At 37.5% G+C, this 15368-nt stretch carries 14 protein-coding genes; 12 read left to right on the top strand and 2 right to left on the bottom strand.

What is annotated here, in order from left to right; genetic code table 11:
* Positions 1-3 precede the first annotated feature (3 nt).
* Both VXM68_RS14435 and VXM68_RS14430 read right to left on the bottom strand, forming a co-directional pair.
* Positions 4-3405, bottom strand: coding sequence for a SusC/RagA family TonB-linked outer membrane protein (locus VXM68_RS14435; RefSeq protein ID WP_367209133.1), 3402 nt, complete (start codon positions 3403-3405; stop codon positions 4-6).
* An 11-nt stretch (positions 3406-3416) separates the two neighbouring features.
* Positions 3417-3797, bottom strand: coding sequence for a hypothetical protein (locus VXM68_RS14430; RefSeq protein WP_367209132.1), 381 nt, complete (start codon positions 3795-3797; stop codon positions 3417-3419).
* Positions 3798-4766: 969 nt separating this feature from the next.
* Between VXM68_RS14430 and VXM68_RS14425 the strand changes: the two genes are divergently transcribed.
* The 12 genes from VXM68_RS14425 (at position 4767) to VXM68_RS14370 (ending at position 15256) form a co-directional block, all read left to right on the top strand.
* Positions 4767-5249, top strand: coding sequence for a hypothetical protein (locus VXM68_RS14425; protein WP_293952404.1), 483 nt, complete (start codon positions 4767-4769; stop codon positions 5247-5249).
* A 30-nt stretch (positions 5250-5279) separates the two neighbouring features.
* The gene (locus VXM68_RS14420) at positions 5280-5798 is read left to right on the top strand and encodes a hypothetical protein (protein WP_367209131.1); all 519 of its coding nucleotides are present in this window, start codon (positions 5280-5282) and stop codon (positions 5796-5798) included.
* 41 nt (positions 5799-5839) lie between these two features.
* Positions 5840-6058, top strand: a complete 219-nt coding sequence (locus VXM68_RS14415) for a hypothetical protein (protein ID WP_367209130.1) — start codon at positions 5840-5842, stop codon at positions 6056-6058.
* Positions 6059-6075: 17 nt separating this feature from the next.
* A complete protein-coding gene (locus tag VXM68_RS14410; RefSeq protein ID WP_367209129.1) occupies positions 6076-6867 on the top strand; it encodes an HNH endonuclease in 792 nt (263 codons plus the stop codon).
* A 6-nt stretch (positions 6868-6873) separates the two neighbouring features.
* Positions 6874-7269, top strand: coding sequence for a (deoxy)nucleoside triphosphate pyrophosphohydrolase (locus tag VXM68_RS14405; protein ID WP_367209128.1), 396 nt, complete (start codon positions 6874-6876; stop codon positions 7267-7269).
* 299 nt (positions 7270-7568) lie between these two features.
* The gene (locus tag VXM68_RS14400; RefSeq protein WP_367209127.1) at positions 7569-8594 is read left to right on the top strand and encodes a hypothetical protein; all 1026 of its coding nucleotides are present in this window, start codon (positions 7569-7571) and stop codon (positions 8592-8594) included.
* A 2-nt stretch (positions 8595-8596) separates the two neighbouring features.
* Positions 8597-8971 (top strand): HIT family protein, encoded by a 375-nt coding sequence (locus VXM68_RS14395; protein ID WP_367209126.1) that lies wholly within the window; start codon positions 8597-8599, stop codon positions 8969-8971.
* A gap of 460 nt (positions 8972-9431) precedes the next feature.
* Positions 9432-10609, top strand: a protein-coding gene (locus tag VXM68_RS14390; protein ID WP_367209125.1) for an IS3 family transposase whose coding sequence is annotated in 2 segments (ribosomal slippage) — positions 9432-9690 and positions 9690-10609 — 1179 coding nt in all. Because the reading frame shifts where the segments join, the coding sequence is not laid out codon by codon here.
* Positions 10610-11397: 788 nt separating this feature from the next.
* Entirely contained in the window at positions 11398-12720 is a 1323-nt protein-coding gene (locus tag VXM68_RS14385) for a site-specific integrase (protein ID WP_367209124.1), read from the top strand.
* Between the two features lie 536 nt (positions 12721-13256).
* A complete protein-coding gene (locus VXM68_RS14380) occupies positions 13257-13643 on the top strand; it encodes a single-stranded DNA-binding protein (RefSeq protein WP_367209123.1) in 387 nt (128 codons plus the stop codon).
* Positions 13644-13687: 44 nt separating this feature from the next.
* Entirely contained in the window at positions 13688-14761 is a 1074-nt protein-coding gene (locus tag VXM68_RS14375; protein WP_367209121.1) for a DUF932 domain-containing protein, read from the top strand.
* A gap of 54 nt (positions 14762-14815) precedes the next feature.
* Positions 14816-15256 carry a hypothetical protein gene (locus tag VXM68_RS14370; RefSeq protein ID WP_367209120.1) on the top strand — a complete coding sequence of 147 codons (441 nt, stop codon included), beginning with the start codon at positions 14816-14818 and terminating at the stop codon, positions 15254-15256.
* Positions 15257-15368 lie beyond the last annotated feature (112 nt).

The following is a 15368-nucleotide window of genomic DNA, read 5'->3' as shown; positions in this document are numbered from 1 at the left end:
CTTTTAAAGGTTAAATTTCAAACCGAGCGTTGTTTCAAAGGGAGCTGGATAACCCGATAAGAAATTGGGATCCAGCCCTTGATCGTTTGCTTTCCATAAAAGCCCAATGTTGGAGCAGTATAGATAAAGATGCAATCTTGAAGATCGGTATCGCGTGAAGGGTGCAAAGGCATAGGAAATCCGGATATCCTGCAGTCGCAGCTGATCTCCTTTCACCGCTAAGGCGTCTGAATATTGGTAAAAACTCTCTCTATTTACATTAGCTGGATATACAAATGCTGGTACGGTGGTCCGGTTTTCATCTCCAGCATTCTGCCAGCGTTGGTCATAATCAGCAAATCGATAGCCTCCACTTATAAGACCGTTGGAATTAAAGGAATTAGGTCTTTTCAGATAATACCCAAGTTTATAAACGATATTAAAAGAAAGCTCCCAGTTTTGAAACGAGACCGTATGCCGGAGACTGCCAAATTTTGTCGGAAGCCGAGAGCCAACAAAATTGATACTTTGCCTATCACTACTGTTGATAATGGCATTGTACTCATCCGTGATAACATGATCCACTATGCCCAGCGGATTACCCTCCGAATCAAGACCTTTAAATCGGTATAGCACCAATGTATTAATAGGATATCCTTCTATGGGAACAATGCCCGTGCTAGCAACAATATCCTTATTGGCTCCGGGAACCCTATAATATCGCGTCACTTTATCTTTGACCTGATTAAAAATAAGATCTGTTCTTACCTGAATTGCCTTCTTTTCAAACCAACTCAACCAAAGTTGAGCATCCACACCATGAGTCGATGTACGCGCTACGTTTCCATAAAATTCACCAACACCCACTTGTGGTGCAACGGGGCTCTGCCCCATTAGATCTTTACCATTTTTCTGAAAGTATTCCACCGTACCTCCGGCTCTACCTTTTAAGAGGCTAATGTCTACTCCAAAATTTAAGTTTTGCACGCGCTCCCAACGCAGCGAACTATTGGGCGGGTTTAAAATGACATCCATGGGCTTTCCCCACAAATTTGTGGTTCTATAGAGTTTTGAGGTTAGATAAGCCGTGGTACTTTTGTCGACGTTACCATTGTAACCATAGGTAGTTCGCATTTTTAAGTAATCCAGTTTATCGCTTTTAAGGAACTGTTTAAAATTATAGGAAGCCCCCATAGACCAAAGCGGGACACCCCTCTGATTGGCTGAGACACCAAATAGATTAGATTCATCCTTACGAATACTACCCGTTAAGGTAAAATTGTCACGATACGAATAAGAAAATAAACCATACCAAGAACGGTTATTGTCCTGTTGCCGAATACGGCCGCCCCCTTTGCTGATCATGGAATAACCTCCATTGTGGTAAAGTGGAAAGGAACTGAAAATATCAACTTCCGAGTAGCTTTCCAGTTTTGGATTATAGCCATACAAAGATCCGGGGCTGTGAAAAAGACTTTTATCTTTACGCCATTCCATCCCAATTAGGCCACTAATCCGATGCAATCGGCCTAAACGTTCATCCCAATCAAGCTGCACGCGTCCATAGTGAGACTGCATTCTTGTCTCACTTGAATCGAAAATATCGCCCAAAGGAATCGGCCGAGCGACAGTTTTAGTAATAAGATCAACCTGAGAGAACTGATTGACCAAATTACGCGTATAGAAAGACCGTTGATCATAGAAGGTGCTGTTATCGATCCAATTGTTGCTCATCAGATAATCAGCAGCAATTTTGAACGAACGATATATCTTCGAGCTGATGCCTAATTGAAATCGGAGCTGCTGATCTATACCCCGATATTGTGTCAAGCCATTTTGCACTTCTTCTAAAGGCCGGTATTTCCAATCCAACAAGTAGCCATTACCGACGGTATCTGTATACGATCTTCTTAACGTGCTCATTGTGGCGGCTTCCAGTGCCCGTTCATTATCTGCCAGTCGTTCATACGGATACAACGGAGTATAACCATACGCATTACTTTCTGTGTTGGTATTTTTCACATACCAGAGATCGGTACTCACTTGCAGATAGTCCTTTATTATATTCCACTGGTTGTTATTGCGGATATTTAAACGTGTATTGTCGGCTGTCGCACTTTCGCTCAAGGAACGATCATAAGCCAAAGAGATGAGACTTCGTACCCGATCAGAACCAGCTGTAATACTAAGTTGTTGCTGATTTTGAATTTTGTTTCGGTAGAAGTATTTAGTCAGCTCGTCACGCACATCTACGGCCCTATATCTATCAATTTCGGCGTTTGCCACATCCATATCTAAATTCCCGGACCTCACCTTTTCGAGCAGGCTGACGACTGGTGAAATATTTTTATAGACCGTATTGATATCCTTGTCATAATAGCCTCTTTGGAAAAGATCGATTTCCGAATCGATAAATTCGCTCGAGCTAAGCTGTTTTTGGTAAAACAAGTTAGGCTTTTTGGCGATCAGGAAATTTGAAGTAAAATCAATTGTCGTTTTCGTTTTACCCTTCTTTGTTGTAAGGACAATGACGCCATTTCCGGACCGCACACCCCATATTGATGCTGCTGTTGCATCTTTAAGAACGGTTACACTTTCTATATCATTGGGATTAATATTATCAAGATCACCTTCAAAAGGGAAGTTATCGACTACTATCAGTGGACGCGTATTTGAGAATAGCGTACTGCGGCCTCTAACACTGAGCCCATCAGGATTACCAGCATTCTCATCAAGCAACAGACCATTTGTAACACCATCCAACCTCGACAAAATATTCATTGCTGGATTGCGTTGCAAAGTTTTATTATCCACCTGCACGAAACTGCCTGTGGCTCGTTCTTTTGGAATCTTTTGGTAGCCGGTACTCACCACCTCTACTTCGTTCAATTGATTCTCCAATGGTATTAATTGAACAGCCATTGATACCCCTGCGACATAGGATAACTCTAAGCGACTGAATCCCATATGGGAAAACGAAACAGTACCTTTGGGATTGATGACGTGTAGTGAAAAGGAACCATCAACTTTAGTAGAACCTCTACCCTTTTCGCCTTCGACGCGGATGGAGACACCTTGAATCGGTTTACCGTCAATAGACGATACGACGGTACCGCTGATGGAGATCAACCCTTCCGCCCCGCTGTCCTTGCGGGGCGTTTGAGCTAATAAACTAAACATATGAACTATAAGGGACAGGATTAGAATTGCCCTTATATGAAACATTCCTTTTATAGTCTTAGGCATAGGTATAAGGGTACATACCGACGTCATCTGCCGAAGACTATATACTATACAACTGAGGGAGTACTTTTTATCCCACGCGTGCTGCACTTTTTTTAAATTATTTTTTACAGCATCTTTTACGGATGCTTGGTGGGCTACCTTATCCAATAAGGCAGCCATCAGATTTGATCTGTTTGTCATCTGCTTATTGTTTAAAATTGCTTATTCACGCGGTCAAAAAATTCATGAATCCTTTTTCTGATTATAAAATCAGTATCTATTTTATCTGAGGACTCGGCAAATAACAACTTTAGATCATCAATTTTTATCTTTCGGTAGTGTACCATAAAATAAGCGATCATTAGGCGAAGTAAAACGATAAAAAATTCGTACTTCTTATTCTGATCGGTTACATCTATATAGTCACTGTTCATAACAAAACTTTCATACACTTCTTTGATATGCTCATGGCATTCGCCAATAGAATAATGGGCCCAAAAGTCCCTGATTGTTTTCAATGGATCATATCCTTCAAGATATATATCATAAAATGCTAGCTCAAATGGTAGCAGATCTAAATATTTTTGGTTCATTTATAGGTTCAATAAAGATGACTTCAGCCCTACTCCATATTTTGAAAAGAGCATAGCTTCCCCATTTGCAAATTTTTTGCATTAAAAAAGGGTTGTCATTTGCAGTTTATTTTAAAAACTACATGTATAACAAATAAAAAATTAACGAATCCGCAAAACGCCAAAAAGTTAGTTACAAGTCATCAATAGGGGTCGTTATGGCGTTTCCTCTCGGAAAGAAAAAAAAAACCGATCTATAATATAGATTTACAATACAGAATTATAGTTTTTAAATTTGCTGTTTAAAAATAAAAATGCTACATTTAAGGTGTCTAAAGTCTCGTAAGAGCAATTTTATTAATTACACAAAATTAAAGGTGTAGTGTGTCTTATACAGATCGGGAAACCTAGTCTAAGGGCCTTGCTAGTGCATACCGATTCGGCACGAACTATAATGCGGATGCCGCTATCCCCTATTTTGGTTTATATTGTTTAACCTGATTATTCTGGAGCCCGAATAATCTTACTAATTAGAATTAAATTGGAAAACCGAATACTTACTTCCTTGAGGTAAGTCTGGCATTTTTGGCGGTGTTTAAATCGTTTTGTCATAATCGTTTTGGTTATAAAAACGATCACACTCTGAGAAGTTCGGGAAAGTGAAATTGGATTAAAACCAATAGAACGATACCCAAAGCATCTGAACTGGCACCGTCAAGAGCCACCATAATCGAGATTATGGGTCCACAGAAGACTTACATGAGCATCGCTCTATTGAATTAAATATATACAAAGATAATAAAATCCAATAGGATGCGAGCTCACGATCTACTCATGTGGAATTTGACGGTTTCGTTCATGAGTGACAATCGTAAAAGAAGCTCAATGGCCTCTCAATTATGTCGCTATAATAACTATCACAAATATAAGGAATATATACGAGAAATGGAAATTTTAAAACCAAATGTCGTATAAAAAAATACTGTAATTATGAACACACCACTAGGCGCGTATTTAGATGAGCTTAAAATAAATAAATCAAAATTATCAAACATTACTGGAATTACTCCAGATAGGATCAATGCATTGAGCCATGAAGCCTCCGCAATACCTTATACAGATGAAGTATTTCCAATAATTTATGTCGCCAATTATCTTTCTGGCATACCCGAAGATAAATTCAATTCAACCATAGATCGAATATATCCAATAAAAACAAAAAATATTCTTATTAACAAACTAAACGGCCTATCTCCTGCTGCTCAGCTTTTTGGAACCTATACTTTCCAGAGAAAGAATGTTGAACAGGATACGAATATCCCAACAGGTAAAATTTCTAAGTATGTGAATGACAACAAAAAGAAAGCCCCGATTGAAGAAGTTCTAAACTTTGTTCATAGCCTAGGGCTAGACCCTTTAGCAACTTTAACCAAGTATTATGGAGTAATTGACGTCAGATCAAAGAGTAAATAGAATTTGAGGAAAAACTAAATAGAGGATGAAATGACAAAGAAAGTATCTGGAGTAAGTATGGGACAGGTTGATTTTGGAATTATACCAATAGAGGGATTTTCCGGTGGTATTTGGGAAACCGACGAAATAATAGTTGGACATAATGAAATCGACAACTTTTGTTATATCTTTCTATTTCCCTCAGATGAAGATGACTATTCTTCTGGATGCAGTGAACGTAAATTTCAACTTTGTTTTGCTTTTGCCGGACATTTACATCAATGGAAATTTGAGAAAAATACTATTGTCTATTATTTCATAATTGGCAATAGCATCGTTCCTAACATACCGGCTTTGTCTCATCCGTCAATTCATCTCTTACGACAGTTTCCATCTATAAATCTAACAAATTTTGAATTCGATAAAGTGAAATATGAATTTACTAGAATTCACGAAGAAATGAATAGGCTTGATATGCTTGAAAGAATTATTTTTTTACGAATAGATATCATTTTTGACGAGACATACAGGTTTATTGAGAATAGGTATGCAAATAATACAAATGCTTAACACATTAAAACAAAAATACATTAACAATTAAACTAAAAACTATGTTATCAATCGGATTATTAATGTACGTTATTTACGGAGGATTTATTGCCATCTGTCTTTTCGGGCTGTACCTTGTTCTATCAAGTCTCCTCGGCAAATATCTAATAGCGAAACGCGATCACACCGCAGCACTGCGCGAACAAAATGAAATTTTAAGAGATATTGTGAAAGCTGTTAGACCTAGGGATAATAATTTCCCTTCTCCTCCCAATGTATAACTTGATTTAAATATTCAATGAATTACGTTGTCATCACCGAAAACGATGTATCGCAATGGAACGATAATACGGGGAGAGAATATCATTTTCCTAAACGTTATTTAAAATATTTGACAAAAGGGACGGTCGTCATTTACTATAAAGGTGGAATGAAAGATTCTTCATTTGCTTCAAAGCGAATGACTCGTCATCCTCATTATTTTGGAATTGCGGAGATTGGCGAACTTAAGCAAGATAATGGTTCGGAGAAAAGCGATTATTATGCCGATATAATTAATTTCAACCCCTTCTCCTATCCTGTTTTAGCTAAACAAAATGGAAAATTTATTGAGACAATCCCGACCTCAAGACTTAGTAATTATTGGCGTGATGGGGTTTGTCCTATTGATGAAGAAACATTTAAAAACATAGTTACTCTATCAGATATTAACCATTTCAATGCGACCAACGATAGTGAGCAAGAAATCTCTGAATCCTTTACCAGCTCAGAAGGTAAACTCAAATTGGTTTACTCTACGAAATATGAAAGAGATGTTAGGCTTCGTGAAAAAGCCATAGAAATGCATGGGTTAAATTGCATGGGCTGCGGATTCAATTTCGAAAAAGCTTATGGAGAATGGGGAGCAGGATTTATACATGTACATCACACCAAACCATTATCTAATGGTGAAGGTGAACGAGAGGTAAATCCCCGAACGGATATGATTGTCCTATGTCCCAACTGCCATTCCATGATTCACAGACGACGAAATAAGACATTAAGCTTGGATGAATTACTTCAATTATTAAAAACCAAAACTATCAACTAATTGATCATGGCTATAACTAAAGTTGTTTGTGGCATTATATTCAAAGATGATCTCGTTCTGATCTGTCGAAGAAAACCAGAGAAGTCGCTAGGCGGATATTGGGAATTTCCAGGTGGTAAGGTTGAGGATGGTGAATCGTATGAAGAATCTTTGCTTAGAGAATTGATCGAAGAACTCAACTTGAAGGTCGAAATCATAGAACACTTTTTCGACATTGTACATCATTATGATAACGGTGCTATCGAATTGATTTCTTTCATCTGCAAGACTCAAAGTATAGCAACAGAGTCCACAGATCATGATCTGCTTGAGTGGGTGGAAGTTGACGATCTATTAAATTGGAAGCTTGCTCCCGCCGATATTCCGATTGCGAAGGAGTTGATTGAAGAAATAGGAAAATAATAGATAAGAAAGAAAGTCTTAAAATAATATTGTCACTCTTTTTTAGATATAAAACTTATGATTTATTAAAAAAAACATCAAAAAGAACAAGAAAGATAACAAATATTCCTAGAGCAATTGGTCTGTTATACCAATATGAAGGTTGTCCGAACTTTTTCATAATAAATCCAAGTACAATGCAAAAAATAGCTATAAAAAAACCCGATGCTTGATTGTCATTCATACGCTAAAAATAAGTAAAAGAATTGACACACTAGAAAACAGTACAAATAATCCAAGAGAATACCAAGACAAACAATATGTCTACAAAATTCCAAATTAACGATCCCAGTCTCGAATCGCAATGGCGAGCGATTATCTTGTTTGGCAAAAACTCGGCAACGTATAAGTTTGCCTTCGCAAAAGCAATAATCGAGCTACTGCCTTCTGGTAAATCGTCGTTGTCATTGGAAGATTTAGCAGTGCCCTTCTCCAAGAATATTGTTGATCATTTACGAAAAAGTGATAAGCAAGGTAATTCTTCTTCTAGCAAATTCTTAAATGCTTGTCGGGATTTTATTGCTGGCCGGATTAGTGAAGATCAGTTGATCCAAACGACAATTAAATACGGTTTTGTGAATGTTGTTGATGCATTTCAAAATGTAAATGGCGACATTATCAAAGATCCATTTTATCAAAAAAACTATGCTGAAAGTAAGAAAGAGATAATTCTTACAGACAATATCTATAAGCTTAAAGAGACTCTACAATTTATCAATTTGGAGCAGGAAGTTGATGCGCGTTGGAATCTGGTTGAAACGGCTTGGAACCTCCAAATAAATCCCCACCTATTAGAAGTCAAACACGATTCTGTAAAACAGGAATTGTTTGTTGATTCATTTATGCGTCGGATTGATATCACTTCTGTCAGAGATGCATTAAACGGTTACCAAAAAGGGAAGTGTTTCTACTCCTACCAAGATATATTTGTAAACAAAGGATCGGAGAATATCTGTGAAGTGGACCACTTTCTACCGCATCTCAACAAAAAAGCTCATATTGCCGAGGAAGCAAATATTAATGGTATCTGGAATCTGGTTTTGGCTGATCCAAAGATCAATGGTGACAAGAGTTCGCGGGTACCACACCGACGATACTTAGAACGGTTGTATAACCGAAATGAGTTTTACATAGAAAGCAAACATCCTCTTGCCGAAACAATTATAAATCAAACCGGCAAGACAAAAGAAAAAAGACGTATCTTTCTGCAAGCGCAGTATAATCTAGCTTTCTCCTCTTCCATTCATGAATGGGAACCTTGGATTGAACTGCCAGGAAATTTTTAGCCATGAGTAGTATTAAAAACTTTTTAGAATTACCAACAGATAAACAAATCGGAGAAACACAACATTTCTTCCTTATACGTGATGGATTTCCAGTTAGCCAAGGCCATACACTTATAATAAGTAAGGAACTTCGTACAGATTATTTCGAGCTGACTCCTTTAGAAAAAGCTGACTTAGATAATGCGATTGGCCTAGCTAGATCTTTAGTTGAATCTGAGTTCACTCCTGATGGCTACAATATCGGCATGAACTGCGGTGAATCTGCCGGCCAAACGGTATTTCATTTTCATTGCCATCTAATCCCGCGTTATGTTGGAGATATGGAAAACCCTAGAGGTGGTGTAAGGCATGTGATTCCGAGTAAGGGAGGTTATTAGATGAGGTGGTCATATGTTTTTAAGCATTGGGGTAGTACCTTACTACTTGGTACTACGATCTTGATTTTAGTTTCGGGATTTGCATTCTCAACTATTTCTGAAACCATTGACTCATTAACTTGGTTTATAGTCTATTTAATTGCTAGCGCTATATTCTCTATCCCAACATTGATAGTCTACCTTTTAGCAGTTTACTTGCTTATTGATCGAAATATCGGTTTAAAGTGGATTAAGTTTATTTTAATATCTGTAACAGTTGCTGGAATTACATTGACAACTTTATTAATTGACCCTAGCATGTTAGAGGATCTTACTATGTATTATTCGCTATCAGCGTTAGTTACTGGAGTACTTTTAAAATTTAAGAGAACTGATCTAAGGTAAGAAATGAACAGATTGGAGTTGCTAACTTAGTCGGCAGATCAAGTTAAGAACAATAAAATATCTTAATTTTGAAATAATGATTAAAGTCCGTAAAAAGTACGATCGCATTTTTAAAGAGCGAGCAGTTGAATTAAGTAAAAACAGGAAAAATCTTTCTGAGCTAGCTCGTGAGTTGGGAATCTCTGCTGCCCAATTATATAAGTGGCGTAAAGAGTCAGAAGAGTTTGGATCAGGAAGTTTCCCTGGGAATGGAAATATGAAGCAAACGCCAGAACAAGAGCGGATTAGTTTCTTGGAAAAAAAACTTAAAGACTCAGAACTGGAACTAGAAATACTAAAAAAGGCCATAGGCATCTTTTCCAAGAGCGATCGGTAATATATAGTTTTATCAAGCAACATCTACAACTATATTCGATTGAAAAGATGTGTAAAGTTATGGGCGTTGGATCTAGAAGCTATTATGCTTGGCAAAAACGGTCCCAACAGACAAAAAGCAGGAAATGTAGCAATCTGGAGGACAAGATAAAGGCTATTTATTTCGATAAGAAACAACGGTATGGCAGTCCTAGAATAACTGCGGAGCTGTTGGATGATGGAATTAAAGTTTCTAGAAATACAGTCGCTAAGTATATGAAAAATATGGAGCTACAGAGTAAAATAGGCAAGAAATTTAAAGCTACAACCGATTCAAAACACGCACATAAAATAATGGACAATGTATTAGACCGAAATTTCAAAGCTTCAGAGCCTTCAAAAGTCTGGGTATCTGATATTACTTACATCCATACCAAAGAAGGTTTTTTATATCTAACCACCATTCTGGATTTATATGACCGCAAATGTATTGGTTGGAGTATCAGTGATGGGATGAAAACTGAAGAAACTTCATTGGCAGCTTGGAAAATGGCAATTAAGCACCGTAAACTGTCTCCTGGTCTAATTTTTCATTCGGACCGTGGCGTACAATATGCATGTGAAAAATTTAGTAACACGTTAGATTCCTATAAAATCGTAACAAGAAGTATGAGTAGAAAAGGTAATTGCTGGGATAATGCAGTAGCAGAAAGCTTCTTCAAAACGCTAAAATCCGAGCAGATTTACGGTAATAAGTTGATTACCAAGGATCAGATGAAAGCAGAATTATTCGAATACATAGAAATCTGGTATAATCGAGAACGTCGTCACTCCACATTGGGAAATCTTACAATTGAGCAATTTAATAACAAAGAGCAAAAAATTAAAAAAGCTGCTTAACTAGCACTGCCGATTTTATTTGCAAGTCCAGATCATATATTTTTAAGCACTGGGGACGTACTATATTGTTATTTTTAATAGCACTTGCCATCTATCGCCTTATGGGGGGTGTAAGCCTAGAAACTGTTTTTAAAGAAACGCATATATGATGATAGGTCTCATTGGTGCTTCTATACCCTCGTTGTTCGCTAATATAGTAGCATTTAGACTACTTGACTATTACAGGATTAATACTAAATGGGCAAAACCTATTTTGATATCTATTACAGTGATTGGTTTTGGTTTGACATCTTATCTTATTTCAAAAACTATTCACCTTGGGGTTGTATATACTCTTATCACGTCAAAAAAGGACGTTAAATTAGAACCATTGATAATTAAAAAAAGTAAGGAGTTCAATTTTATAATTTTAAATTCGTTAATAACAAGACCTAGAATTCAATACTATAATAATATATCACATATTTTCATTTGCAGCATATGAAAGCCTATATTTGCTCCTTCATATTTCACTTTATTTTTTTCATAAAAAATACTAGATAAAGACAAAAATAAGCAAAACGGTTAAAACTGTTACTAGACAGCGGTTTATAAAAAAAGCAGTACAAGGTTGGAAGTTGGTGTACGTTAGGTTTTAGACTAAAAAAGACAGGGTTAGGTTACTAAATCATTACTGATTAAAACAGCTAAGCCAATCTTTAAGTGATTATAATTCAATTATTTGCTTCGATTTTCATCATTCCTTATAACTCATTGATAGTTAATTTTAAACATTAAACAATTGAGTTATGGAGACAGTGAAAAGATCCACTTTCAAGTTGTTGTTTTACTTGAAGAAAAATGAGCCAAAGAAGAACGGTAATGTTCCCATCATGGGGCGAATTACTATTGACGGAATCCCAAAAACATTTTCGGCTAAATTAGAAATTAACCCTGATAGCTGGGATTTAAAGCACGGAAGGGTTTTAGGAAAGAGTGCTCCGGCATTAAGTACCAATCTCAAATTGGACAATATCAGGGTGCGTATCAACAAGATTTACGATGATATGCTCAAGGATGAAGGTTTTGCTACATCACAAAAAGTAAAACTATCATTTTTAGGTGTTGGTGTCATGGATGATGCTATACTTAAATTTTTCAAGGACCAAAATGAGGAATTTGAAAGAATGGTAAGCAAAGGCAAGCGTTCTCAGAACACCTATAATAAATATAAAACTGTTTACAGACATCTTTGTGAGTTTATTAAGGAACGTTATCACCGAGAAGATATGGCTTTCCGGGAACTTACTGCCGACTTCATTCGAGAGTTTGACTTTTTTCTCCGCATTGATAAGGAATGTACACATAATACCGTCTGGGTTTATACCATGCCTGTCATCGCTTTGGCGAATCTGGCTATCAAAAAAGGTCTGATCCGTCAAAATCCTTTTGAAGACTATGAAATCAGTATGCAGGAGACTGACCGTAGCTACCTTTTAAAAGAAGATGTAGAAAAGTTGATGCTTCTAAAATCTTCTAAGCCTAAATACGAGCTTGTAAAAGATCTCTTTATTTTCAGTTGTTTCACAGGGCTTTCCTATATTGATATTCAAAAGCTTAAATGGAGTAATATACAATCCTTCTTTGATGGCCACCAATGGATCATTAGCAGGAGAAAAAAATCAGATGTTGCCTCGAACGTCCGTTTACTAGAAATCCCAAAGCGTATTATTGAAAAGTACAGGGGTGTTACTCGAAATGAGTATGTATTTCCGGTTCCGTCCAATGCTACCTGTAATACCCATTTAAAGAAATTGATTGAGGAAGCTGAAATCGTAACAGAACAGAAAGTTACGTTCCACACGGCACGTCATACATTCGCTACAATGTTTTTAACTGAGGGTGTACCGCTTGAAAGCCTTAGCAAAATGATGGGGCATAAAAATATTTCTACCACACAGATTTATGCAAAGATCACAAGCCAGAAAATCAGTAAGGATATGGATATGGTAGCACCAAAATTTCAAGCTATGGAAGAAGCGTTTGTAGTACAAATGGAAAGTGAAGAAACAGTATTGTTGGGTAATGTAAACGCAGATGCAATTTTAGATGCCGAAGAAATTATGGTTTAAAAATCATAGCATTTTTTTTTAATAGAACAGAAGCAGGACTAACTATCCTGCTTTTTTTATGTCCATATTTTTTGTTGTCTAAGCACATTTACACCTCTCACATTCCCTCGCAGTAAAAGAGCTTATGACTACTTCTTCAAATAGAAAATTGAAAAACACAGCCCTGCTATTTTCCTTCCTTTATATTTTTCAAATCTCTATCACAGGCTTTCAACGCCTGGTCAATTATCCCATAAAATTTAGGACAGAATATTTCCATAATCAACCGGTAAAAAGGCAGCCAAAGTACGGCGGTCACCCCACTCTCAATCCCAGCCAAAAGACTACGGCATAAACGGTTTCCTCCCTAAAGGTACCCTCCAATTATTCCGTTTCCTTTTGGCTTTCCCCTCTGACCGCCTTGATAGTCTGCTTTCTTTTTTCCGGTTTTTCTTTGGAAAAATTATGCGAAGCGAAGCCGAGCAAACAACAGCAGGAAGCAGGAAACGAGAAAAGCAAACGTAACAAAATGTAAAACTTTTAAAACAGGAACGATTATGAACATCATCGGAAGACTGACAAGAGATGCGGAAGTACGTACAACGTCACAGGACAAACAAGTAGTTAATTTTTCAGTAGCGACCAACGACAGCTACAAAAACAAGCAGGGTGAACGCATAGAGCAAACCACCTATTTCGACTGCTCTTATTGGATTTCTGCAAAGGTAGCCACACTACTCACAAAAGGCACTTTGGTAGAACTCACAGGACGAGTAAGCACAAGAGCGTGGACAGGCAATGACGGAGAGCCGAGAGCAGGACTGAATTTCCACACATCAAACATCAAACTGTATGGAGGTGGCAAGAGAACCGAAACCGTACAGGCTACTGCACAAGCAGGAAGCACAGCAGGACAAGGAACAGAGGACGACCTGCCATTTTAACAACAAGTATTCAATCATTTTTCAAACATCAAAATTTTAGCATTATGGCACACAATATCAATTTCAACGAGCAAACAGGACGTTATTCATTTTTCAGCGTAAAACAAAAAGCGTGGCACGGTTTAGGGCAAATCGTAGAGCAATACCCAACGAGCGAAGAAGCTATCCGACACGCAGGGTTAGATTATGAGGTGGTTAAATCCCCATTGTTTACCAAAGGTTCGGGTATTGTCGAAACCGCCAACGGTATAGAGATAGGCAGTAGCGAATTGGAAGTACCTAACTATTTTGCCAACATTCGAACCGATAACAATGCCGTATTGGGCGTGGTTGGTAAGGATTATCACATTGTACAAAACCGTGAAGCCTTTAATTTCTTTGATGCTATTGTAGGTGGTGGCGAGGGTATTCTATACGAAACCGCAGGAGCATTGGGCAACGGGGAACGCATTTTTATTACAGCCAAACTGCCCGACTATATCCGTGTAGGTAATGGCGATGATGTAACCGAGAAGTACATTTTTCTTACCACTTCGCACGATGGTAGCGGAAGTATTACAGCCGCTTTTACGCCTATCCGTATCGTATGCCAAAACACGCTGAATGCTTCCTTACGCAATATGACCAACGTAGTCCGTATCAAACATACTTCGGGAGCAAAACAACGTATTGAAAACGCCCACAAGATTATGGGATTGGCAAATACATTGAGCAACCAATTAGAGAACATCTTTAATAATTGGTCGAAAGTGAGAGTAACTGACCAAGAGGTCAAAAAGCTAATCCAATTGGCACTTTGCCCGAACAAGGAAACGCTTGACCTACTCAAAAAAGGTGCGGAAGATGAAGTTTCAACCGTGTTCAAAAATGTGGTTGACGATGCTTTTAGATATGCGATGTTAAGCGACACGCAACAAATGGACACCACCAAAGGCACATTGTTCGGAGCGTACAACGCTGTGACAGGATACTATCAGAATGTAAGGAATTACAAGAATGACGAAGCCAAATTGCAGAGCATTGTAATGGGCGGAACAGCTCAATTAAAATCTCAAAAAGCATTTGAACTGTGTACCGCCTTTGCTTTGGACGGTGCGGAAATCCTAAACCTTAATTAGATAACAACAAGCTACTGCCTTAAACGGTGGTAGCCTACTTAAAAAATAACAGAAATGAAAACTAAACTTTCTTTCACTATCACAAGCTTATTATACGGCTTTGATAACCCAAAAGGTTCTATTGAAAATGTATTGTTCGCTAAAAAGGTTGCAAAACATGAAGGATTTGAATTTTTCAATCGAATTGCTAATGTCGCATTTGACGATTGTACAATAAACAAAGCAATGCCAGGATCTATGCCCTTGTACGAAACCATTTTACTCGCTTATGAGTTTGGTGGTGACATCACATTACATCTGTGTATAAAGGGCGAAAAAAGTACATGTAGAATTGCGACAGGATCCTTTAAGGATAAAAGTGTTAACATCCATAATGAATACAATCACGCTATGCTCCTCAACAAATTGTCAGATATCGAAATAAACAAAATCTTCAATCACGTTTGGGACAATATAGAAATAATACAGCCTATACCTAGAATTTTGGAAGATTGAAGGGTTTATTATGGTAAAAATTAATGACTTGAACGGTTGCGAAATAGAAATAACCAACCTAAAAGAAGCTATCAAAATAGCCAAACGGAATACAGGATACATCCACGAGGAC

Source organism: Sphingobacterium sp. R2, assembly GCF_040760075.1.
Lineage (GTDB): Bacteria > Bacteroidota > Bacteroidia > Sphingobacteriales > Sphingobacteriaceae > Sphingobacterium.
The sequence above is the reverse complement of the archived record's forward strand: the minus strand, read 5'-3'. Positions and strand labels throughout refer to the sequence as shown.

What these genes read in the sequence shown, in the direction of transcription:
- VXM68_RS14435 (WP_367209133.1), bottom strand. Translation starts at nt 3,405, where the DNA reads ATGACAAACAGATCAAATCTGATGGCTGCCTTATTGGATAAGGTAGCC.
- VXM68_RS14430 (WP_367209132.1), bottom strand. Translation starts at nt 3,797, where the DNA reads ATGAACCAAAAATATTTAGATCTGCTACCATTTGAGCTAGCATTTTAT.
- VXM68_RS14425 (WP_293952404.1), top strand. Translation starts at nt 4,767, where the DNA reads ATGAACACACCACTAGGCGCGTATTTAGATGAGCTTAAAATAAATAAA.
- VXM68_RS14420 (WP_367209131.1), top strand. Translation starts at nt 5,280, where the DNA reads ATGACAAAGAAAGTATCTGGAGTAAGTATGGGACAGGTTGATTTTGGA.
- VXM68_RS14415 (WP_367209130.1), top strand. Translation starts at nt 5,840, where the DNA reads ATGTTATCAATCGGATTATTAATGTACGTTATTTACGGAGGATTTATT.
- VXM68_RS14410 (WP_367209129.1), top strand. Translation starts at nt 6,076, where the DNA reads ATGAATTACGTTGTCATCACCGAAAACGATGTATCGCAATGGAACGAT.
- VXM68_RS14405 (WP_367209128.1), top strand. Translation starts at nt 6,874, where the DNA reads ATGGCTATAACTAAAGTTGTTTGTGGCATTATATTCAAAGATGATCTC.
- VXM68_RS14400 (WP_367209127.1), top strand. Translation starts at nt 7,569, where the DNA reads ATGTCTACAAAATTCCAAATTAACGATCCCAGTCTCGAATCGCAATGG.
- VXM68_RS14395 (WP_367209126.1), top strand. Translation starts at nt 8,597, where the DNA reads ATGAGTAGTATTAAAAACTTTTTAGAATTACCAACAGATAAACAAATC.
- VXM68_RS14385 (WP_367209124.1), top strand. Translation starts at nt 11,398, where the DNA reads ATGGAGACAGTGAAAAGATCCACTTTCAAGTTGTTGTTTTACTTGAAG.
- VXM68_RS14380 (WP_367209123.1), top strand. Translation starts at nt 13,257, where the DNA reads ATGAACATCATCGGAAGACTGACAAGAGATGCGGAAGTACGTACAACG.
- VXM68_RS14375 (WP_367209121.1), top strand. Translation starts at nt 13,688, where the DNA reads ATGGCACACAATATCAATTTCAACGAGCAAACAGGACGTTATTCATTT.
- VXM68_RS14370 (WP_367209120.1), top strand. Translation starts at nt 14,816, where the DNA reads ATGAAAACTAAACTTTCTTTCACTATCACAAGCTTATTATACGGCTTT.